We start from the raw sequence: 21,388 nt of genomic DNA on the forward strand, positions 1-21,388 counted from the left end.
CCTACACCGCGTCGTAGATGACTTCGAGGGTGCGGGTCTCGGCGAACACGCCGCCGCGCATGTCGGCCTGGCTCGCCGGCTGCAGCACATAGGCGCCGCCCGTCTGGTCCGCGGCGAACAGGCCCAGCAGACCGTCCTGGGTCAGCGGCTTGGGTCGCACCGGCGGCGCCGTGGCCACGTTCGCGGCCAGGGATTCGAACAAGGGTCCCCAGCGGTCGCCGGGCGTGCCGATGATCTGGTAGTTGGCGGACTTGCGCCGGATGTCGTCGTCGGCCGGAATCGCGGCCAGCACCGGGATGCCGACGGCGTCGGCGAACGCCTGGGCCTCGCCGGTGCCGTCGTCCTTGTTGATGAGCATGCCGGCCACGCCGACATTGCCGCCGAGCTTGCGGAAGTATTCCACCGCCGAGCAGACGTTGTTGGCGACATAGAGCGACTGCAGGTCGTTGGAGCCGACGACGATGACCTTCTGGCACATGTCCCTGGCGATCGGCAGGCCGAAGCCGCCGCAGACCACGTCGCCCAGGAAGTCGAGCAGGACGTAGTCGAAGCCCCAGTCATGGAAGCCCAGCTTCTCGAGCAGTTCGAAGCCATGGATGATGCCGCGCCCGCCGCAGCCGCGACCGACTTCGGGGCCGCCCAGCTCCATCGCGAACACCCCGTCGCGGGTGAAGCAGACATCCTCGATGCGGACCTCTTCGCCGGCCAGCTTCTTGCGGGCCGAGGTCTCGATGATGGTCGGGCAGGACTTGCCGCCGAACAGCAGCGAGGTGGTGTCGGACTTGGGGTCGCAGCCGATCAGCAGGACCCGCTTGCCCTGCTGGGCCATCATGTAGCTGAGGTTGGAGAGGGCGAAGCTCTTGCCGCTGCCGCCCTTGCCGTAGATGGCGATCACCTGGGTCTCCTTCGTCACCGCGCCGGTGTGGACGGGATCGGGTTCAACCGCGGCTTCCGCGCGAAGACGGCGGTTGTCGATCAAGGTGACGCTCATAGGCTTGGCCTTCCACCGCTCGGCCCCTATCTAGTCGAGCCGAGAGTGTCAGCCTAACTTTACGCCAAGGGTTGTCAATCTAAACGTACACTTCGTTGCGATCCGAAAATATCGTCAATCTGACCTGACAGTTGGGCTCTGTCAGACCTCAGGCACACTGCCGCCAATCGAGAACCATCTTCAGGCAGGTGAAATCCGTGAAGGCCGTGCGATACGCGCCATCGGCTTCCTCCGCCGGCCGGCGATGGGTGATCAGGCCTTCCAGCGACAGGGCCCCGGTCTCGATGAGCCGCGTGGTGAAGGCCAGGTCCTCAGGCGCCCATTCCGCCGCGACGCGCAGGCGGGCCTCGCGGATGAAGGCCGGCGGAAATTCGAACGACAGCGGCTGGTCGTAGAAGCCGGCCAGCACCACCTCGCCACCCCGGGCCAGGCGCGCGATCAGGCCGCCGAGCAGCTTGGAGTCGCCGCTCACGTCATAGATCGCGCGATAATCGCGCCGCTCGTCCGCGTCGGGATGGACCACCCGATAGCCCTCGGCGCCCTCGCCGCGCAGGGAGTTGGTTTCCCAGACGGTCGGTGGCGGGCCGCCCTCGATCACCGCCAGCCGGGCCAGCAGCCGGCCCAGCACGCCGTGTCCGACGATCAGATCCGGGGTGGCGCCGCCGGCGATCGCGTGGCGTGCGGTGGCCGCCAGGGCGATCAGGACCCCGCGATCGCCCAGCGACTCGGGGATGGAGACGACCCGTGCGCTGGGCGCGACCAGCCGCCGCGCCGCGCCGCCGAACAGGCCGCGTGCATCCTTGAAACCGGACGAACCGGGGACGAAGACGGTCTCGCCGATCCGCCCGCGCGCGCCTTGCCCCGCATCGACCACCCGGCCGACGGATTCATACCCCGGCACCAAGGGGTAACCCATGCCGGGAAAGGGCGGCATGCGGCCGCTCCAGAGCAGGCGCTCGGTGCCGGTGCTGATCCCGCTCCAGTCGATCTCCACCATGAGGTCATCGGCGGTGATGTCCTTGAGGTCGAGGTGGCGCAGTGACAGTTGTTCAGGCTGCTCGATCACGACGGCCAATGTGTCCATCTTGGTCTCCTCATTTTGCCCGCCACAGCTACGGTTCAGGGCTGGGCCAACACCGCGCGCAGCAGGAAAGGCGTGCGGGTGCGCAGGGTCCGGATCCGACGAAATCCGGCGGTTCGCGCCAGCGCGGCGATCTCGGCGGGCGTCCGGGCGCGGCCGCGGCCCATGGCCAGCAGGTAGAGCGCGAAATAGACGTCGGCGACCCGGTCGGTCCGGGGCGCGGCGGACATCGGTTCGGCGATCAGCAGGGCGCCGTCCGGCGGCAGCGCCGCGCGGATGGACCGCAACAGCGCGACGGCGCCGGTGTCGTCATGGTCGTGCAGGATACGAACCAGGGTGATCAGGTCGGCGCCCGCGGGCACGGGTTCGGACAGGAAATCCCCAGCGAACACCTCTGTACGATCGAGCAGGCCCGCGCAGGCCAGCCGCCGCCGGGCGCGCTGCGTCACCGCCGGCAGGTCGAACAGCATCAGTTCCAGCGCCGGCGCCTGCGCCCCCGCCAAGGCCAGGAACGCGCCCTCCCCGCCGCCGACATCCATCAGCCGGCGGTGGCGGCCGATGCGGTAGGCCTGGAACAGGTCGGCGGCGACCGCCGGAAGCGTCGCGGCCATCAGCGCCGAATAGTCCGAGACGTCCTCGGGTGTGGTGGCCTGCGGCGCGGCCGAGGTCGCATAGGGCCAGTAGGCGGCCAGGTGGCCTTCTCCCCCGCCACGGCGCAGCAGGCCGACGCCGTCCGCCAGGTCCGCATAGAGATGCCGATGGTGCTCGATCATCTCGAGCAGGCCGGCATTGCCCAGCAGGGCCGCGCCCTGCGCGCCCAGCGCATAGCGGCCGGGCCCCGCGCGCTCCACCAGCCGCAGCGCCTGGGCCGCGCCCAGCAGCCGGTCCACGGCCTCCAGGGGCAGGTCGAGCACCTCCGCCAGCGCGGCGGTCGCGCGCGGCCCGTCGCGCAGCAGTTCGAACAGCCGCAGCCGCACGCAGGTCGCCAGGGTCTGCGAGTAGACGAAGCCAGCGACCAGATCGAACAGGCCCTGCGCGCGGCGGCGCGCGATCGGCCGGGTCAGCGGAAAGTCCGCGGCCCACTGCTGGAAACCCGGATCGGACAGCAGCCCGTTGCGCCAGCCGGTCCATCGATCGCGCCACGTCGTCGCGGACATGGCGGGTCAGGCGGCGCTGCGCGCCAGCTGTTTTGGCGCCAGCCGCGTGGCCTGGATCTGCACCAGGTCCCGGAGGCTCCTGGCGCCGTCGCACGGTGGGATCGCGGCGACCGCTTCGCCGACGAGGCCCTCCAGCCGCGCATGCGCGCCCTTCAGGCCCAGCTGCGCCACCAGACTGGGCCGCTGCAGAGCGGCGTCGCGGCCGGTCGGCTTGCCGCAATCCGCCTCGGCGCTGACCGCGTCCAGCAGGTCGTCGGCGACCTGGTAGGCCGCGCCAAGCTTCTCGCCCAGCTCCCGCCAGGGCGTCGGATCCGCGCCGACCGCCACCGCGCCGCACATCGCGGCAGCGACGAACAGGGCCCCGGTCTTGGCGCGATGATAGGACTCGACGGGCACGGAGCGCTCGCTCTCCCAGGCCTGGCCGGCGACGATCCCGCCCGGCATGCCCACGCCGCGAGTTACGATGGTCAGCAGCGCGGGCAGCCGGGCCGGCGCGGCGGCCCCCGCGCGGGCCAGGACGTCGAAGGCCATCACGATAAGCGCGTCGCCCGCCAGCACCGCCAGCGGGGCGCCAAAGGCGGCGTGCACCGAGGGCTTGCCGCGCCGCGTGGCGGCGTCGTCGAAGCAGGGCAGGTCGTCATGCACTAGCGAGGCGCAGTGGAGGAGTTCGATCGCCGCCGCCACCGCCTCGACCAGGCCCGTGTCACCGCCGCCGCAGGCCTCGGCGACCGCCAGGCACAAGCGCGGGCGAACCCGCGCGCCGCCTGGAAATACCGCGTGCCGGAGCGCGGCGGCGAGGCGCGGCGGGGCATTCTGGGCCTCGGCGAGGGCGACCGCCGCCTCAAGCGTGGATTCGATCCTCAAGGCCACCGTCATGCGGTCAACTCCCAGCGGGATGCGGCGATCGTCCGAGTGTAAATCAATTTGGACAACAAGAATGTCCTCGAAGCTAGACACATGCTAGGGCGTAAAGCAACGCGGACACGGGAATTTGCCGGTGGGGCAGGAAAAGGTCGTCATCGTCGGGGCCGGAATCGGCGGCCTCGCCTGCGCGATCGAGCTCGCCCGGTCGGGTTTTCAGGTGACCGTGGTCGAACGCGCCGCCCAGGCCGGCGGCAAGATGCGGGAGACCGGTGTTGGCGGGGTCTCGGTGGACGCCGGACCGACGGTGCTGACCATGCGCTGGGTCTTCGATGAGATCTTCGAAGCGGCCGGCGCCTCGCTCGAGGCTCACATAGAGCTGAAGCCGCTCGACATTCTGGCGCGCCACGCCTGGAACGAGGCCGAGCGGCTGGACCTGTTCGCGGACATCCCCCGCACGGCCGAGGCCATCGGCGCCTTCGCCGGCCCGAAAGAGGCCGCCGGCTATCGGGCGTTCTGCAGCGAATCACGGCGGATCTACGAAACCCTTCGCGACTCCTTCCTGACCGAGCAGAAGACCGGCCCGGTCGGCCTGGCCGGCAAGATCGGCTGGGGCCGGGCGGACGCCTTGCTGGGCATCCGGCCGTTCGACACGCTGTGGCGGGCCCTGGGCGACCATTTCGCCGATCCGCGCCTACGCCAGCTGTTCGGACGTTACGCCACCTATTGCGGCTCCTCCCCCTTCGCCGCCCCCGCGACCCTGATGCTGATCGCCCATGTGGAGCAGGCCGGGGTGTGGGCGGTGGCGGGCGGCATGCAGCGGCTGGCCGAGGCGATGGAAGCCGTGGCGACATCCCTGGGCGTCGCCTTCGTCTACGGCGCCCATGCCGAGACGATCGATCTTGAACGGGGCCGCGCCGGCGGGGTGATCCTGGCCGGCGACGAGCGCCTGGCGGCCGACTGGGTCGTGGTCAACGCCGATTCGGCCGCGCTGGCGTCGGGCGCGCTGGGCGCGGCGGCCCGGGCCGCAGCCCCGGCCCAGCCGGCCGCCGGGCGCTCGCTGTCCGCCCTGACCTGGGCGCTGCGCACCGAGACGCGCGGCTTTCCGCTGGCCCGGCACAATGTGTTCTTTTCCGCCGACTACGCCGCCGAGTTCGACGACATCCTGCGGCGGGGCCGGCTGCCGCGCGGGCCGACCATCTATGTCTGCGCCCAGGATCGTGGGGATGGCGAGCCGGGCGTGGCGCCCGCCGACCGACTGCTGGTCCTGGTCAACGCACCGGCCAATGGCGACCACGCCCCCTTGGACGAAACGGAGATCAGGGCATGCGAGACCCAAGTTTCGGCTCATCTGGCGCGGTGCGGCCTGGCGTTGGGTCAGCCCCTGGAGACGGCGGCAATCACCTCGCCGACGGATTTCAACGCCCTGTTTCCGGCGAGCGGCGGGGCGCTCTATGGACCGGCGACCCACGGATGGGCGGCGGCGTTCAAACGGCCGGGGGCCAGGACGCGGATTCCGCGGCTGTATCAGGCGGGCGGCGGCGCGCATCCGGGGGCGGGCGTGCCGATGGCGGCGCTCTCCGGCCGGCTGGCGGCCCAGCAGCTGATGCGGGACCGGGCTTTGGCCGGCCGGTCCAGCCGGGGGGCTACGCCTGGTGGTATGTCGACGCACTCAGCGACGACGGCCAGCACGGCCTGACGCTGATCGCCTTCATCGGCAGCGTCTTTTCGCCCTACTACGCCTGGTCGGGATGGGCCGATCCGCTCGACCACTGCGCGGTCAATGTGGCGCTCTATGGCGCGGCCGGAAAGCGATGGGCGATGACCGAGCGCCGCCGGACGGCGCTGCACCGGGAGGACACCGTCCTGTCGATCGGACCCAGCAGCCTCGCCTGGGAGGATGACGCCGTGACCATCAGGTTCGACGAGGTCACCGCGCCGCTGCCCCGGCGGGTTCGCGGAACCGTGCGCCTCTACCCCAGCGCGCTCACCGGGGCGTCATTCGCGCTGGACGCGGACGGACGCCACATCTGGCGACCGCTGGCGCCGCGCGCACGGGTCGAGGTGACGCTGGACGATCCCGCCTGCCGGTGGCGGGGCGCGGGCTATTTCGACATGAACGCCGGCGCCGAGCCGCTCGAACGGGCCTTCTGCAGCTGGGACTGGTCGCGCGCCCATCTGCCGCGCGACACCCTGATCTTCTACGACGTCGCCCGCCGGGTCGGCGAGCCGCACCACCTGGCCCTGCGGATCCGTCCGGACGGCGGGGTGGAGCCCATCGCGCCACCGCCGCGGACGCCCCTGCCGCCCACCGGGTGGCGAATGGCCCGCACGGCGCGCGGCCAAGCGGACGATGCGCCGCGGGTGCTGCGCACGCTCGAGGATACGCCTTTCTATTCACGCTCCCAGCTCGCCGGTCGCCTCGAGGGAGAGCCGGCCGAGATCGTCCACGAGAGCCTCTCGCTCGACCGGCTTCGCTCGCCCATAGTGCGCGCCATGCTACCCTTCAGGATGCCCAGGGTCCTTGGCTGACGCCCGCGCCAGGGCGGACGCCTCGTCATTTCCATCCTGCTTGGTCGGCCGCACGGTCCAGTACTGCCAGATGGCCAATCCCACGGCGACGCCGTCGAACAGGATCAATCCGAGGATGAAGATGGTGTGCGTGCTCATGGCGTTCCGTGCCCGCGGTCGCTGGCCGCGCGATGCCTATACGTCCGCGCCTGACGCCCGGATCATCGCGCCGAACCGGCGAAGCGTCCACGCCCTTCCAGGGTCGCGAACAGGCCGATGATCCACTCCGCGTCGGCCTCGACGCCTGTGCGCCGGCCGTCGCGCGGCGGGACCGGCCAGGCGGTTTCCAGCGCCACCGCGTCGACCAGATAGCGGGTCTGCGCCAGGGGCGGTCCCGCGGGCGTCAGGGCCGGCTTTCGCCGTGCCGGGTTGACCGCCCACGCGACCAGTTGCGCCTTGCGCCACAGTGGCACGCAGGTCCGCACCGACACCGAATCCAGGCCTTGCCGCGCCAGCCTGACGCCGATCTCGGCATAGAGACGCCGCGCCGCGAAGATCGCGGGACGGAAGGTCGGGTCGAGATTGGCGATGCCGCGATCCGCCTGCTGATAGAGTTGGTCCGCGTGGCGCAGCAGCCGGCCAGTGACCGCGGCGATCTGCGGCGTGAACACCGGATCGCGCAGCCAGGCGTCGGGATCCATGCCCGCCTCGCGCAGCCAGGCGCGCGGCAGATAGAGGCGCCCGGCGCGCGCGTCCTCGCCGACATCGCGGGCGATGTTGGTCAGTTGCATCGCCACGCCCAGGTCGCAGGCGCGCGCGACAAGATCCGGGGTTCGCGCGCCCATCAGCGCCGCCATCATCACGCCGACCGATCCGGCCACCCGCGCCGCATAGGCGTGAACGTCGTCGATCGTCTCATAGGCTCGGCCCTCGACATCCCACTCTAGCCCCTCCAGCAGGGCCTCCAGCGCCACGCGCGGGATGCCGAAACGCGCCACGGCGTCGGTCAGCGCCCGGTCGACCGGTTCGGGCGCGGGCGCGCCGGCATAGATGCAGGCGAGGCGGGCCCGCAGGCGCGAAACGGCGCCCATCTGGCCCCCCTCGACATCGACCGCGTCGTCGGAGAGCCGGCAGAAGGCGTAGATGGCATAGGCCGCCTCGCGGACGCTCTCGGGCAGCAGCAGGGAGGCCAGGAAGAAGGATCGAGACCCGCCACGGATCATCTCGCGGCAGGCGGCGCTGTCGGCGGGCCGGGCATGGCCGCCCCTAGGCGCGGACGCAGGCGAACTCGGGGTCCGGGACCAGGGCGTCGAGCATTCGGGCGGAGGAGAGGACGCCAGGGAGGCCGGCGCCAGGCTGGGCGCCGGCGCCGACGAGATAGAGACCTTTGACATCTTCGCTCCGATTATTGGGTCGAAACCACGCGCTCTGCAGCAGGGTCGGCGCGAGGCTGAACGCGGCGCCCTTGACCGAGCAGTAGAGGTCCTGAAAGTCCTGTGGCGTCGTCACCCGCGAGGTGACGACGTGTTCCTCCAGCCCCGGCAGCACGGTGTCCGACAGGCGCCGCGCGATCGCCCGGCGATAGGGCTCGGCCTGGACCGCCCAGTCGATGTCAGCGTCCAGGTGCGGGACCGGCGAGAGCACATAGAAGCCGTCGCAGCCCGGCGGCGCCAGCGACGGATCGGTCGCCGTGGGCCGGTGCAGATAGAGGCTCATGTCCGCGGCGAGCACCTTGTTGTTGAAGATGTCGTCGATCAGGCCGCGGTAGCGGGGGCCGAGCAGGATGGTGTGGTGTTCGACGTCCGGGTAGCGGCGCCGCGTGCCGAAATACCAGACGAACAGGCTCATCGAATATTTGGCGGCGTCGATCTTGCGGTCGGTCCAGCGCTTGCGCGCGCTGGCCGGCACGAGGTGGCGATAGGTGTAGGCCGCGTCGGCGTTGGAGACCACGATATCGGCGGCGATGGTCTCGCCCGAGCGCAGGCGCACGCCGCGGGCCTGGCCGTCCTCGACGACGATCTCGCCGACGTCGGCCCGATAGCGCAGAACGCCGCCCTGCCCCTCGATCAAGCCCACCAGTCCGCGCACCAGGGCGCCCGTGCCGCCCATAGCGAAGTGCACGCCCCATCGCCGTTCCAGATGCGAGATCAGGCAGTAGACGGCGGTGGTGTCGAAGGGGCTGCCGCCGACGAACAGCGGGTGGAAGCTCAGCGCCACGCGCAGGCGCGGGTCCTTGATGTAGCGCGACACCAGCCCGAACACGCTGTGGGCGCCGCCCAGCCGCAGCAGGTCCGGCGCCTGGCGCACCATGTCCCCCAGCGACATGAACGGCACGTGGCCGAGCTTCTCGAATCCAAGCCGGCAGATCGCCTGGCTCCGGGCCATGAAGCGCTCGTAGCCGGGCAGGTCGTCGGGACAGATCCGCGCGACCTCGGCCCGCATGGCGACCGGGTCAGCGTGGCAGTCGACGGTCTCGCCATCGTCGAACACCAGCCGGTAGAAGGGGTCGATCGGCTTCAGCGTCACATCGTCGGCCATCTCCCGCCCGCACAGCCGCCAGAGGTCCTCGAACAGGTAGGGCGCGGTAACGATGGTGGGCCCGGCGTCGAAGGTGAACCCGTCCTGGCGGTGGACGCCGGCGCGTCCGCCCGGCGCATCGAGTCGCTCCAGCACGGTGACCCGATAGCCGCGGGCGCCGAGCCTGACGGCGGCGGCCAGACCGCCAAACCCGCTCCCGACGATCACCGCGTGCGGCGGACGAGGCTCGGCGGACGTGTCAACCGATCTTGATCGTTCGACTGTCAACATAGGCTGACACCTAAGCTGATCTCCCGGCGCTAGGCAAGCGAGCGGCGGCGGCCGGCTGGGCCCGCGCCGCGCGCCGGACGATGTCCGCGATGCGGTCCGGCGCTTCCTCATGGGCCAGATGGCCGAGCCCCGGCAGCACGATCAGTTCGGCCTGTGGCGCCATCGCCTTGACCGCCCTGGACACCTCGACCGGCACCGCGCGGTCGCCCTCCGCCGCCAGCAGCGTCAACGGCCCGTCGTAACTCGGCAGCCGGGCGACCAGCGGCTGCAGGTCCCAGTTGGCCATCATGCCAAGCGTCCCGGCGACATGGCCTGTCGTGCGCAACAGCTGGCCGTAGTAGCCCAGGCCCGCCGCATCGATCGTCGAGCCCGTGCCCTCGATCAGCCGCGAGACGGCGCCGGGGCGGCCCGCGCGCCAGGCGAAGGTCTGGATGGCCAGGGGATTGAGAAACAGCAGCCGGGCCATGGCCGGGAAGATATGGCCCGCGGAGCCGGGAAAGGGCCTCAGCGCCCCGTTGATACTGACGACGCCGCTGTCGCCGACCTGCCCCTCCAGCCGCATCTGCAGCGCGATAGCCGCGCCCGCGGAGTGCCCGACGACCAGTGCGGGCGACGCCTCGAGCACCTGCAGCAGGCCGCCGAGCGCCCGGGCCATGCCGGGCAGGGTGAGGCCGTCGCCGCCCGGCATCGCGGTGAATCCGTGACCCGGCAGATCGGGGGCGACGACCCGAAAGTCGCGCGCCAGCCGCGGGGCCAGGTCGCGCCAGGAATGGGTCGCCGCGCCGGAGCCGTGCAGCATCAGCACGGTCGGCCCCTCGCCCATCACCTGGACGTGCCAATCCAGGCCAGACGCGCGGACGAAGCGGCTGGCGGCGCGGTTCGGCCAGTCGCGGCCTTCCCGATCCCAGTCCGGCCGCACCCTCATCGCGACACCGCCCGCCTCAACGCCGCGCGGCGCGCAAGCCGTCGACCAGGCCGAACACGGCGCTGGCGTCGACATAGGGCAGCGGCAGATAGGTCGCGCCCATGGCGTGCGCGAACCGGTCGCCATCCGGCTGGGCGCGGGGCGAGGTGTCGACGAACACCGCGGCGAGCCCTGCCTCGCGCAGGTTGCGGCAGGCGGCCAGGGCGTCGGTTTCCGCCGCCGCACGCCCCGGCGCCCCGTCGCGAGCGATATTGGCCCGGCCGTCGGTCAGGAACACCAGCAGCGGCGTGTGGTCCTTGGCCCTTTCGGCCTGCCCCAGCAGCACAGCCGCCTCCACGCCGGCCGCCAGCGGCGTGCCGCCGCCGCCGGGCAGTTCGGCCAGCCGGCTCTTGGCGCGGGCCAGGGAGCGGGTCGGCGGCAGCAGGGTCTCGGCCCCGGCGCCCCGAAAGGCGATCAGGGCGACGCGGGCGCGGGAAACGTAGGCCTTGGCCAGCAGCAGCTCGACCGCGCCCTTGGCCTCGGCAAGCCGCTGAAACGCCGTCGAGCCGGAGGCGTCGACCGCGAAGATCGTCGTGGCCTCCAGGCGCTGCACGAAGCGGCGGATACGGAAATCGGCCGGGCGGACCTGGATGCGGCCGGCCGCCACGCCGCCGCCGCGCAGCCCTTGCCACGGCGCGGCGGCGCGCAGGGTCTCGACGAGGTTCAGCCGGGCGCCGGCCCGCAGCGAACCGGACCGGGACCCCATCGGCCGGCCGCGCCGGGCCGACTTGGCCACGTCGCCCGATCCGCGCGCCTGCGCCGCGGTCCCGCGCGGCGGGTCGTCCAGGCTGAGCCGCGACAGCAGATCGTCCGGCAACGCCGCCTGGATCGCCTCGACCACAGTATCGGTCGGCGCGGCCGATTCGGTTTCGCCGTCGCGCGGATCCTGGTCCTCGTCCCGGTCCTGAACGTCGGGCGGCGCATCAGGCGCATTGTCGGCTTCTGGCGGCGCGGCGTCGGCCTCGGGTTCGGCCGGCGCGGAGGTCGCCCGCCAGGCCAGGACAAGGCGCGCCGCCGCCGCCGCATCCTCGGCGGTGATCGTCAACCCGCCCCGCAGCGCCGCGTGCGCTCGCGCCGCGCGCAGCGCCAGCAAGGGCGCGCGGACCGAACCCAGCCCCAGCCGCGCCGCCACCAGACAAACCGCCTCGACGATATCGGGATCAGCCGGCGCCACAGAGGCGAGCCGATCCCGCGCCTGATCGAGGGCCGTCCTGTCGTGGGCGGCGTCGAGCGCCGTTCGGCTCGCGACGACGTCCAGATCGATCCGGAACGCCAGACGCTCCACCAGCGCGGCCGGCGGCTGCTCCTCCGGCGCGAGGCCTTCGTCATAGGCGATCATGCCGAGGCGCGCGGCCAGCCGCAGGGCCACGCCGTCGCGTTCCACGATCACCTCGCCGTGGTCGAGCGCGGCGGCGAGGCGCGCGGCGGCGGCGGCGTCGATGCGTTCCGCCATGGCCAGGATCGCCACCCCGCCGTCGGTCTGCGCCAGCACCCCGTGCTGCACGACCGGCCGGCCGGCGGCGAGACTTGCCGCCAGATCCAGCCCGCCCAGCAGGCGATCGTCCTCGATTCCCAGCGGAATGCGGCACACCGGCGCGTCCGCCGGCAGCAGGTCGCGAACCATCTCGGCCCACCGATCCCGCACCGTCCCGGCGCCGCTGCGCACGATCACCCCGCGCAGCCCGACCGGATCGACAGCGAACAGCGCGGCCGCCAGCGCGGCGTCCGCCCAGGCCGGGGACATTCGGGCCGGCGACGGGCGGGCCGGCGACGGGCGGGCCGGCGCGTTCATGCGTCGAAAAGGTCGCTCATCGCGCGATCGATTCGCGCCGTCGAACCGGACGGATCGAGCGGATTGCGGCGCAACCGATGCCGCAACGCCATCGGCGCGATATCGCGGATGTGCCGGTCCGACGCCGCCGGCTCGCCGTTGAGCGCGGCCAGCGCGCGGGCGGCGCGCATCAGGGTCAGCTCGCCGCGCAGCCCTTCCGCACCGATCGCCATGCAGAGTTTCGATGCCGTTTCCAGAACGCTGTCGGGGATCTCGACCGCCGCCAACCCGGCGCGCGCGGCCAGCAGTTGGTCGCGGACCTCGGCGTCGGCGCCCGCCCAGGCCGCGCCGAACGTCTTGGGATCGCGGTCGAAGGTGTCGCGGCGGCGCACCACCTCGACCCGGTCGCCCAGAGTGGTCGGCGTCGTCACCTCGACCGATAGCCCGAACCTGTCGAGCAGCTGCGGCCGAAGCTCGCCCTCCTCGGGATTGCCACTGCCGATCAACACGAACCGGGCGGGGTGCCGCACGCTGAGGCCTTCGCGCTCGACGACGTTTTCGCCGGACGCGGCCACGTCGAGCAGCAGGTCCACCAGATGGTCCTCCAGCAGATTCACCTCGTCGATATAGAGGAACCCCCGATGGGCGCGCGCCAGGAGGCCGGGCTCGAACCGCTTCTCGCCGCGGGTCAGCGCATGTTCCAGGTCGAGCGCGCCGACCACCCGGTCCTCGGTGGCGCCCAGCGGCAGGTCCACCACCGGGGTAGCGATCCATTCGGTCCGCGCGGCGCCGCGCTGCTTGTCGCGCTGGCAATCGTCATGACAGCGACCCGCGTCGGCTTTCGGATCGCAGTGAAACGCGCAGCCTTTCACGGCCTTCATGGGCGGCAGCAGCGCGGCCAGCGCGCGCACCGCGGTGGACTTTCCGGTGCCCCGATCGCCGAACACCATCACCCCGCCGATGCTCGGATCGGTGGCGGCGATCAACAGGGCCAGTTTCATCTCGTCCTGGCCGACGATCGCCGAGAAGGGATACGCGACACGCATGTGAGGTCGAATTCCCTCTGACCAGAAGACTGGACGTCAAGCTAGCGCAACACACTATTGGAGGCCACCCCCTGCGCCCGGGGCGATGCGACGGGGCCCCCGTTTCGAGCGGCTGGCGGCGATGGCGGGCGAAGTCGAGGCCCTGGCCGGCGCCGCCAACTTCCGGCTTTGCGGCGCCGTTCGTCGTCTTGCGGGTCTGGCTATTCCGGCCGGGGGTGCGTCGGTGTATCGGCCGCGGCCACGACGACGGGCCTTGAAGGGCGCGATTCCTCGAACGTGGGTATGTAACGTTTGATTGACACTTGCTGTCAAATAGTCTCGACGAACGCCAAGTCCTGCTTCAAACTGACCGCGTTGAAACGACCGGAATCCCAGCGGAGGATTTATGCCAAGTATCAGAGCGGCGTTCGCCGTAAGCGTTGTTTTCGGGGCCGTCGTCGCGTTGGGCGGTTGCTCCAAGAAGCCGGACGCCTCGAGCGCTCCCCCGGCCGCCGAGCCGGCAGCTGCCTCGCAAGCGACTCCCCCGCCCGCTCCGGAAGCTCCGGCGCCCGCGGCGACGATGATCTCGCTCGACATCAAGGATGCGTCCGGCGCGGCGGTGTCCGGCGACCCGGTGAGCGGCAAATCGGTCTTCGCCCAGTGTGAGACCTGCCATTCCAAGGACGCCGGCACCAACAAGGTCGGCCCGTCGCTGCACGGGATCATCGGCCGGCATTCCGGCATGATTCCGAATTTCCACTATTCGGACGCCAACAAGAACTCGGGACTGGTTTGGACCGAGCAGCAGCTCTACGCCTACCTGGAAAATCCGCAGAAGGTGGTGCCCGGAACCTTCATGACCTTCACCGGCGTCAAGGATCCTCAGAAGCGCGCCGACGTGATCGCGTACCTTCAGGAAAACACCAAATAGGCTGCGTCGAATCGTCTGTTCGCGCAGATCCAGGCCGCCAGCCGGAGCTCTTCGGAGTTCCGGCTGATTGCGTGTGAGCGCGTTGGGACCGGGCCACTCAGAGCCGGCGGCGCGCCAGATCGCCGAGGTGAAACGGCAAGGACGCCGCCAGCCAAAGGCCGATCCACATCCAGTCAGCGCCGGTCAGCCCGGCCCGTACGGCCATGGCGAGGCATGCGCCGGGCGCGATGGCCAGCAGGCGGTCTAGGGTCGCGCCTGGCCGCCGGCGCGTGCGACCGCGCCAGCATAGGAAGGCGAACTCCGCGGCCATGAACAACAAGACCAGATCGACAGCGTGGCCGCTGGTGAACAGACGCTCAAGCATCGCCAGGCCCCGGTTTCATGGCCACGCCCCGCCAAACGGCGGGTTCAGCCTGATGACCTCGTAGTTCAGCGCCGCCGCGATCGAGACCCAGACGATGTAGGGCGCCAGCAGCGCGCTGGCGGTGCGCGACACCCGCGCCAGGAATACCATCAGCACGCCGATCGATAGCCAGAGGCCCACGACCTCGATCAGGGCCCAGTCCGGTCGGTGCAGACGGAAGAAGAGCAGGCTCCAGAGCACGTTCAGGAAGCCGTTCAACGCGAACAGGCCGAGCATCCATTCGCGGGTCACGGTGCTGGCGGTCGCGCGCCAGCCCGTCGCACCTGCCGCGGCGGCGAAGGCGAAGATCGCGGTCCAGATCACGCCGAACGCCCAATCCGGCGGCTGCCACGCGGGCTTCGACAGGGCGCGATACCAGGGACCAAGCTCTGTCACCGTGCCGCCGACCGCGGCCACGGCTAGCGCCGCGGCGGCGGCGACCGAAACCGCGCCGATGGGCCCGGCGCGCCCGCGCTTCACGGGGATGACAAGCCGAGCAGGTGCCCCATGTCCTTGAAGAATATCCGGGCGTGCGCCAGGGGATCGGCGCGCACCAGTTCCTTGTTCATATAGGCCTGCCAGGTCAGCCTCTGCACGTCGGGATCGGCGCACATGGTGACGAAGCGTTCGCGGCGCTTGTCGCTGCGGTACCAGAAGTGCTGCATGATCCCGAGCACCCAGAAGACGGTCCCGTGCGTGCGCATGAAGGTCCTGCGCGCATTGGCCAGTGCGCGGGGCGATCCGGTTTTCAGGAAGACCTCGACCGCATCCGCCGCATGCCGCCCGCCGGTCATGGCGTAGTAGATGCCCTCCCCCGAGGCCGGCGCCACCACCCCGGCGGCGTCTCCGGCCAGCACGATATCGCGGCCGTTGTCCCAGCGCTTGAGCGGCTTCAGGGGGATGGGCGCGCCCTCGGTCCGCAGGGTTTCGCAGTCCTGCAGCGAGGTCGAAGCGCGCAGGGCCTTCACCGCGCCACGCAGGGAAAACCCCTTCCGGGCGCTGCCGACGCCGATGCTCGCCGTCTCGCCGTGCGGAAAGATCCAGGCGTAGAAGTCCGGCGACAGGCGGCCCTGGTAGAAGACGTCGCAGCGCCGGGCGTCGAAGTCCGCCTCCAGGTTTGCCGGCGAGCGGATGATCTCATGATAGGCGAAGACGCAGGGCATGCGCTCGGCGCCCTTGATCGTCTGGCGCGCCAGCTGCGAGCGTGCGCCATCGGCCCCGACCACGCTGCGGGCGCGCACGCGGGAGAGCTCTTCACCCCCGGCCGCGTCAAGGCGCCGGTAGCACACCATGGCCACGCCGTCGGCGTCGCGTTCGATCCGCTCGAACAGGCCGGTCCGGCGCTCTGCGCCTGCGCGGGCGGCGCGTTCGCGGAGCCATTCGTCGAAGGTTTCGCGGTCAACCATGCCGACGAAACCCCCCTCGATAGGCATGTCGACCTGGCGCGCCGAGGGGGCGATCATCCGCGCCGAGGTGGCGTGCGCCACCAGCACCGAATCCGGCACGTCGAAATCGCGCATCAGGCGCGGCGGGATCGCGCCGCCGCACGGCTTGATCCGGCCGGCGCGGTCGAGCAGCAGGACCGAGCGGCCCGCCTTGGCCAGATGTTCGGCCGCCGTGGCGCCGGCGGGGCCGCCGCCGACCACGACGACATCATAGGTCTCCTGGGGCGCGGGGGTCATCCGTGGGCTCCGCCCAGTTGGGGCGTCGCCGACCGGCCCTCTATCCGCGCCGCGGCCGGCTCCAGCCGGCTGGCGAGGAACGCGGAGATCAGGAACACCAGCGCCTCGGCGCAGAACACCAGCAGGAAGGCGAGCGGCGTCTGGTGCAGCAGGTCGCGCAAGACGCCGACCCCCACCGCGCCGAGAAATCCGCCGATGGCAAACGCCCCGGCCTGGGCGGCGCCCCAGACGCCCATCCGCACCCCTTCGCGCGACTCGCGCCCGGCGCCGGCCAGTCCCATCATCGAGCCGATCGCGGACACGGCGAAGACGCCGTTGGCGAAGCCGAGCACGAATACGGTCGGCGCCAGCGGCCAGCCCGGACCGACCACGCTGGCCGCCGCCAGGCCGCCCAGGGCCGCGGCGGATCCCACGCAGCCGGCGATGGTCCAGCGGCGCATCCACAACGACTTGCGATCCCCGAACCGGGCGCCCAGGGCGCCGACCAGGATCATGCCCAGCAGGACGCCCCCGTGCTGAATGCCCGACAGTTGCGTCGACTGGCCCGGCGTCATGCCGAACAGCAGGCCGGCGAAGGGCTCCAGGATCAGCTCCTGCGCGCTGTAGGCCAGCATCGAGACGAACACGAAGATGGTGAACCGCCGCGCCAGGGGATCGGTGCGGATTTCCGCGAGCACCTGGCCGAACGACGGCCGCGGCGCCGCGGGAGATGGGACGGCCGGAGCGGTGACCGCCCCCTCGCCTTCTGCCTTCCAGACCGCCAGCAACGTCATCAGGAAGCCGACACCCGCAACGCCCGAGGCGACCAGCGCCAGCCGCTGGGCGGAAAAGGGCTGCAGCAGCGCGCCGGACACCCCGGCGGAGACGACGATGCCGACGATCATCATGATCCAGGTGATCGACGCGGCCGCCGGACGCCGCTCCGGGGCGACCCGGGTCGCCAGCAGGGCCAGCAGCGAGGTGCCCGCGGCCCCGACCCCGCCGCCGATCATCGCGAAGGCGAGCAGCGCCAGCAGCGATCCCATCAGGGGGGCGTGCGACATCATCACTGTCGCGTCGGCCGCCACGACGCAGCCGAGGGCCAGGACCCCCATGCCGCCGACGATCCAGGGGGTGCGCCGATGACCCAGATCCGACCCGTAGCCCCAATGTGGCCGCGACAGCTGGATCACATAGTGCCAGGCGATGAAGGCCGCGGGCAGAGCCGCGGGCATCGCCTCTTCGACCACCATGACCCGATTGAGGGTGGACGTGGTCAGGGCGACGATCGCGCCCAGCGCACTCTGCACCAGCCCAAGCCGAACGATTCCCAGCCAACTCAACGGCGCCGATTTCATCGCGGAGCTCCAATATGCGCGCCGACAGCGAACGCGCTCACCAGCATTCCCAGGACGTAGAGCAAGGTGCCCGTGGCGTTGAACCACGGCGCGAACTTGCGCGGATCGCCCAGCAGCCGAACCATCAGGCCGCACTGGATGGCGAGGGACAGCCCCACGGCGGCCGCATGCAGCGGCAGGCCCCAGGACACGAGCAGCGTCGCCACCACCACCTGCGGCGCCGCCATGATGATGCAGGCCAGCCAGGCGGCGTTCTCCACGCCGAGATCCACCGGCACGGACAGGATGTTCATCTGCCGATCGCCCTCAACGGCCTTGAAGTCGTTGAAGACCATGATCCCGACGGCGCCGAAGCTGTAGAGGCCGGCGAGGACGACGACATGGGCGTCCGGAAACCCGTCCGTCATCACGGCGGCGCCGGTGAACCAGGCCAGACCCTCATAGCAGATCGCCACCGAGATCGGGCCCCACCACCCCGCCTGCTTCAGGCGCAAGGGGGGTGCGCTGTAGGCCCAGGCGAGCGCGAGCCCGATCAGCGCCGCGTACAGCACCCAGGGTCCGAGCGAGGCAGCCAGCAACAGGGACAGTGCGGTCCAAATGATCGCGATCCAGAGGCCCCAGCGGCCCGGAATCCGTCCGGACGGAATCGGCCGGTTCGGCTCGTTGATCGCGTCGACGTGCCGATCGAACCAGTCGTTCGCGGCCTGGCTGGCGGCGCAGATTGCCGGGCCCGCCAGCACCATGCCGGCCAGCGCCATGGGCCAGTGGGCCACCAGCGACGCGCCGGACGATACGACGCCGCACATGAACGCCCAGACCGGCGCGAACCAGGTGACCGGCTTCAGCAATTCCAGCACGGCCGAGGCCGAGGGCCGCCGCGAAGACCCGTCGCGACTACCCAGTGTCACATCCAGCCCGCTCATGGCCCAGGGATACACTTGGCCCCGCTGAGCGTCAATTCGGATTGACACTCCAAAACGTCTCGACGAGTTGACATCTAAGCTGGCTGGAAGGCCCGGCGGAGCGCCGCTGCGGCGCCTCAGGGCAGGCCTTGACCGTCGCCATCGGCGAGGTTGCCGAGTCCGAAGCGATGCAGCTTGGAATAGAGGCTCTGGCGGCTCAGACCCAGCAGCCCGGCGGCGGAGGCGCGGTTGTTCTTAGTCAATTCCAGTGCGGCCTCGATGCACAGCCGCTCGACGAGGTCCGTGCTTTCGCGCACCAGTTCCTTAAGCTTCACCCGGCCAACCAGCTCGGTCAGCTGGTCCACGGACCGGTTCACCTCTTTCCCACCCAGACCGAGGTCGGCGGGGCGGCGGCGCACGCCGCGGATGGTGAATCCGAAATAGGTCTCCGAACCGTCCGGCACGGAGACCGCCGAAATCTCCACATCTTCCGGCTCGTCGAACTGGTTGCGCAGGGAGGTGCTGAAATTGCGCACCGAACCGTTGGCGCGCAAGTTGTCGATCAGGACGTTGCGTTCCAGGCCGGCGCGCCCGAGGAACTGGCCGAGCGAGCGACCGAGCGCCTGCTCCAGGGTCGGGATGCGAACCATGTCCAGGAACAGGGTGTTGGCCATGACAATGGTCAGGGCGCTATCGGTCACCAGGAAGGCGTCCGGGATGCGCGCCAGAACCTCCTGAAGCCGCGCCGACCCGTCCGCCTCCACGGATGCGCCCGAGTCTGATGGCGACAGCCGGACCAGGCACAGCATCGCCCGACCCTCCCGGAACAGCGAGGCGGAGACCAGAAACGCCCGCCCCTGGATCGACAGGTGCATCTGCGCGCAGCCGGTCCGGTTCGTCGACTGGGCCACCGCCAGCAGGGCCGCGGCGTCCTCCTGGCTGGCCGGATCGAACATCCTGGCGAACGACTCGCCGACCAGCCGGGGCCCGGACTTTCCGGCTATGTGCGTGGCGGCGGGATTGACCTCGACGATTTTCCTGGCAGTGGCATCGACGATGATGACGGCCTCGGCGGACATCTGAAACAGCAGGCGGTAGCGGAATTCCGCGTCCCGCAGCCGCGAATAGTCCCGCTCCATGGTCTGCTGCGCCTCGATCAGGCGCTGCTGCATCGTCGCCGTCGGCCGATCGTCGCGACCGATGGCGATGACATGGCCTTCCCGGCCCGCGTCGACGGCGACGTAGCGCACCATCAGCGAGTTGAGCGCCGGCGTGAGCTGGTTGACCTCGCGCCATTTGGTGCGGCCGTAGCGCACTGCGTCGCGCAGAAGTTCGTCGACCTTGTGCCGGCTCTCGACAGTGACGGTGTCGGACCAGCGCTGGTCCAGCCAGGCGCCGACCCCCGCGTCCGCCAGGTCGTCATTGCTCAACGCCAGGTCGCGGATCACGCCGTCACGGTCGATGATCAGGGCTATATCGCCCCCCGCTGCGGCGACCCGCGCGGCGGCGGCCGCGTCCAGCTTTCCCAAATGACCACGCGAAAACGGCTGGCGTTTCGGGCCGCCGGAGAGGGGGGAACCACCCTTTGCGTCCATCACGAAGACCGAACCTTGATGGGGCTAGTCATCATCACACGTTCGCGAGACGCCACACAGCCTTGTCCGCGATATGCAAAGCATCCCGACCGCACGACGCAACAGCGTCCGCCCCCACGGTTGCGACCAGTTCCGGACGCTCAAGAAATGGGCGTCCGTTTACCAGAACAAACAGTTCGCGGTTACGCGACGCGCGTCGCACCGTCTCGATCGTCGTGGCGACGTCTTCGATGTCGGTCGAACGGCTGACGCTCAGACAGAACATATCGAACCATTGGCAGCGCACGTCGGCGACCAGCTCCGCGTTTGTCGCGGCGGTCTCGATCCAGGTCCGCCAGCCTGACCAGCGGAAACTTTCCTCGATCATGTAGAAGCCGAACGTCTGTTGCTCGCCAGGACGCGGGGAGAACAGGCACGACCGGGCCGACGGATTGTTGTCACCGTTGTAGGGCGTGGCCGAGTCCAGGTCGCGCGCCAGACCCTGTAGCCGGCCCAGACCGATGGTCACCTCGGTGAACGAAATCTCGTCCTCGTCCCAGAGATCGGCCAGAAGTCGCGCGGCCGGCGCCAGCAGGTCCGCATAGAGCCTTGCCGAGTCGACCCCACGCGCCCGCAGGTTTTCGACAAAGCCGCCAAGAGTGTCCTGATTTCTGGACAATACGATGCGAACGAACGCCAGGGCGGACCTGGCGTCGAGCGGGATTTCGGGCCCGGCGACACACGCCTGACGAGCGACCGGCGCGGCGTGAGCCTGCACGAGCCGGGGTACGATCTCGCCCTCGACCATTTCCCGGAGACCGGCCGGTCTTGGCGGGCGCGGTGAAGAGACCAGTCTGAATATTGGCCAGGCCCTGGGGATCTCTTGAATGCTCGGTAGATCGTCAGTCGCCCTACCCCCAAAGACACTTTTTAGTGCAGAAGGGAAGCTAGTCATAGGAACCCCTACGTCTATGCGGAGTCTTCCCGTTCGCGCGTCTCCGCTTTAGCGCCACTCCGCACCGGCATTGCTTACACTGCCACGCCGGGGCTGCGTTTCCCCTTGCTGAGACTGGCCTTTGTCGTAAGCCCTTTACGTCCAGCGACTTCACCATACCAAAAGATTCCGCCCTGTTTAGGGGTCGATTTACAAATTCGTAAGAAAACTCGAAACTGTCAAACACTATGGACGTAAGGATGTCTTGACAGTGAAAAAACCGGCGCCTAGGCTTCCTAACAGTCAAGGAATTCTCGGGGATTTCGCCTTCGGAGCTAAGCCATGACCGCGAGCTTCAGTGCGGGGGGAAACGACCGTTCCGAAGGGGAGACTCTCCGCCAAGCCGATCACGGGCGCTCCCATTCAATACAGAGGCGAATGAGCTTGGGACTAACG

Annotated in this window: 20 protein-coding genes; 3 read left to right on the forward strand and 17 right to left on the reverse strand. The window is 70.1% G+C overall.

All coding sequences use genetic code 11. The features are described from left to right. Position 1: 1 nt before the first annotated feature. The 4 genes from Q0R13_RS03115 to Q0R13_RS03130 all read right to left on the reverse strand — a co-directional run bounded on the left by Q0R13_RS03115 (position 2) and on the right by Q0R13_RS03130 (position 4,105). Entirely contained in the window at positions 2–991 is a 990-nt protein-coding gene (locus Q0R13_RS03115; protein WP_293899305.1) for a chlorophyllide a reductase iron protein subunit X, read from the reverse strand. 148 nt (positions 992–1,139) lie between these two features. Further along, positions 1,140–2,075, reverse strand: a complete 936-nt coding sequence (bchC, locus tag Q0R13_RS03120) for a chlorophyll synthesis pathway protein BchC (RefSeq protein WP_293899308.1) — start codon at positions 2,073–2,075, stop codon at positions 1,140–1,142. A gap of 35 nt (positions 2,076–2,110) precedes the next feature. Further along, on the reverse strand, positions 2,111–3,229 hold the full coding sequence (locus Q0R13_RS03125) for a methyltransferase (protein WP_293899311.1): 1,119 nt from the start codon (positions 3,227–3,229) through the stop codon (positions 2,111–2,113). Positions 3,230–3,235: 6 nt separating this feature from the next. After that, entirely contained in the window at positions 3,236–4,105 is an 870-nt protein-coding gene (locus Q0R13_RS03130) for a polyprenyl synthetase family protein (protein ID WP_293899314.1), read from the reverse strand. Positions 4,106–4,226: 121 nt separating this feature from the next. Between Q0R13_RS03130 and crtD the strand changes: the two genes are divergently transcribed. Both crtD and Q0R13_RS03140 read left to right on the forward strand, forming a co-directional pair. Continuing rightward, positions 4,227–5,789 carry a 1-hydroxycarotenoid 3,4-desaturase CrtD gene (gene crtD, locus Q0R13_RS03135; protein ID WP_293899317.1) on the forward strand — a complete coding sequence of 521 codons (1,563 nt, stop codon included), beginning with the start codon at positions 4,227–4,229 and terminating at the stop codon, positions 5,787–5,789. A 122-nt stretch (positions 5,790–5,911) separates the two neighbouring features. Beyond that, entirely contained in the window at positions 5,912–6,622 is a 711-nt protein-coding gene (locus Q0R13_RS03140) for a hydratase (RefSeq protein WP_293899320.1), read from the forward strand. Here Q0R13_RS03140 and Q0R13_RS03145 read toward each other — a convergent pair. From Q0R13_RS03145 to bchI, 6 genes are all read right to left on the reverse strand, one after another. Further along, a complete protein-coding gene (locus tag Q0R13_RS03145; protein WP_293899323.1) occupies positions 6,590–6,760 on the reverse strand; it encodes a hypothetical protein in 171 nt (56 codons plus the stop codon). The two genes, Q0R13_RS03140 and Q0R13_RS03145, sit on opposite strands and share 33 nt — an antisense overlap. Before the next feature lie 62 nt (positions 6,761–6,822). Further along, positions 6,823–7,824 (reverse strand): phytoene/squalene synthase family protein, encoded by a 1,002-nt coding sequence (locus Q0R13_RS03150; protein WP_293899326.1) that lies wholly within the window; start codon positions 7,822–7,824, stop codon positions 6,823–6,825. A gap of 43 nt (positions 7,825–7,867) precedes the next feature. Further along, a complete protein-coding gene (locus tag Q0R13_RS03155; RefSeq protein WP_293899329.1) occupies positions 7,868–9,346 on the reverse strand; it encodes a phytoene desaturase in 1,479 nt (492 codons plus the stop codon). A gap of 73 nt (positions 9,347–9,419) precedes the next feature. After that, positions 9,420–10,334 carry an alpha/beta fold hydrolase BchO gene (gene bchO / locus Q0R13_RS03160; protein ID WP_293899357.1) on the reverse strand — a complete coding sequence of 305 codons (915 nt, stop codon included), beginning with the start codon at positions 10,332–10,334 and terminating at the stop codon, positions 9,420–9,422. A gap of 16 nt (positions 10,335–10,350) precedes the next feature. After that, entirely contained in the window at positions 10,351–12,165 is a 1,815-nt protein-coding gene (locus Q0R13_RS03165; protein WP_293899360.1) for a magnesium chelatase subunit D, read from the reverse strand. Further along, the gene (gene bchI, locus Q0R13_RS03170) at positions 12,162–13,190 is read right to left on the reverse strand and encodes a magnesium chelatase ATPase subunit I (RefSeq protein ID WP_293899362.1); all 1,029 of its coding nucleotides are present in this window, start codon (positions 13,188–13,190) and stop codon (positions 12,162–12,164) included. The genes Q0R13_RS03165 and bchI overlap by 4 nt, the downstream gene beginning before the upstream one ends. A gap of 559 nt (positions 13,191–13,749) precedes the next feature. Here bchI and Q0R13_RS03175 point away from each other — a divergent pair. Then, positions 13,750–14,100, forward strand: a complete 351-nt coding sequence (locus tag Q0R13_RS03175; protein WP_293899364.1) for a cytochrome c family protein — start codon at positions 13,750–13,752, stop codon at positions 14,098–14,100. Between the two features lie 97 nt (positions 14,101–14,197). On the opposite strand, the gene Q0R13_RS03180 is transcribed toward Q0R13_RS03175, so the two are convergent. The 7 genes from Q0R13_RS03180 to Q0R13_RS03210 form a co-directional block, all read right to left on the reverse strand. Beyond that, a complete protein-coding gene (locus Q0R13_RS03180; protein ID WP_293899367.1) occupies positions 14,198–14,464 on the reverse strand; it encodes a hypothetical protein in 267 nt (88 codons plus the stop codon). A 15-nt stretch (positions 14,465–14,479) separates the two neighbouring features. Next, the gene (locus Q0R13_RS03185; protein WP_293899369.1) at positions 14,480–14,983 is read right to left on the reverse strand and encodes a TspO/MBR family protein; all 504 of its coding nucleotides are present in this window, start codon (positions 14,981–14,983) and stop codon (positions 14,480–14,482) included. Next, positions 14,980–16,185: a geranylgeranyl diphosphate reductase gene (locus Q0R13_RS03190; RefSeq protein WP_293899372.1), complete on the reverse strand. Its 1,206-nt coding sequence runs from the start codon at positions 16,183–16,185 to the stop codon at positions 14,980–14,982. The genes Q0R13_RS03185 and Q0R13_RS03190 overlap by 4 nt, the downstream gene beginning before the upstream one ends. After that, positions 16,182–17,522, reverse strand: a complete 1,341-nt coding sequence (locus tag Q0R13_RS03195; protein ID WP_293899375.1) for a BCD family MFS transporter — start codon at positions 17,520–17,522, stop codon at positions 16,182–16,184. Before Q0R13_RS03195 ends, Q0R13_RS03190 begins: the two co-directional genes overlap by 4 nt. Beyond that, entirely contained in the window at positions 17,519–18,445 is a 927-nt protein-coding gene (chlG, locus tag Q0R13_RS03200) for a chlorophyll synthase ChlG (RefSeq protein ID WP_293899378.1), read from the reverse strand. The genes Q0R13_RS03195 and chlG overlap by 4 nt, the downstream gene beginning before the upstream one ends. A 116-nt stretch (positions 18,446–18,561) precedes the next feature. Further along, positions 18,562–19,953, reverse strand: coding sequence for a transcriptional regulator PpsR (gene ppsR, locus Q0R13_RS03205; RefSeq protein ID WP_293899381.1), 1,392 nt, complete (start codon positions 19,951–19,953; stop codon positions 18,562–18,564). Between the two features lie 100 nt (positions 19,954–20,053). Beyond that, positions 20,054–20,806 (reverse strand): hypothetical protein, encoded by a 753-nt coding sequence (locus Q0R13_RS03210; protein ID WP_293899384.1) that lies wholly within the window; start codon positions 20,804–20,806, stop codon positions 20,054–20,056. Positions 20,807–21,388 lie beyond the last annotated feature (582 nt).

Source organism: Phenylobacterium sp. (genome assembly GCF_025351295.1).
In the GTDB taxonomy this organism is placed as follows: Bacteria; Pseudomonadota; Alphaproteobacteria; order Caulobacterales; family Caulobacteraceae; genus Phenylobacterium.